The organism is Arthrobacter sp. SIMBA_036 (assembly GCF_046535135.1).
Classification (GTDB): Bacteria; Actinomycetota; Actinomycetes; order Actinomycetales; family Micrococcaceae; genus Arthrobacter.
In genome coordinates this window covers 1-245 of sequence record NZ_JAWRXG010000397.1, presented here as the reverse complement: position 1 = coordinate 245, position 245 = coordinate 1, and the positions used below count along the sequence as shown (strand labels likewise).

The window sequence follows — 245 nt, the reverse complement described above, 5'->3', positions numbered from 1 at the left end:
ATTTAACCTTCGATACGCGGCTGGGGACGATTGTTATTGTTGTTGCCCTGGATGGCTTGCAGCACTTCCATACGCTCGCCGAACATCCCGACCGAGCCATCCTTGAGCAGAAGGATCTTGTCTACGCACTGCAGCAGGGCAGGGCGTTGCGTGATGGTGACGGTGGTAATGCCCTGCTTCTTGGCATGGATCAGCGCGCGGGCAAGAGCTGCCTCACCCTGAGTGTCGAGGTTCGAGTTGGGCTC

At 58.0% G+C, this 245-nt stretch carries 1 pseudogene; it reads right to left on the bottom strand.

What is annotated here, in order from left to right:
- Nucleotides 1–2 precede the first annotated feature (2 nt).
- A pseudogene (locus SB659_RS20300) lies at nucleotides 3–245 on the bottom strand (type I secretion system permease/ATPase); the annotation flags it as partial.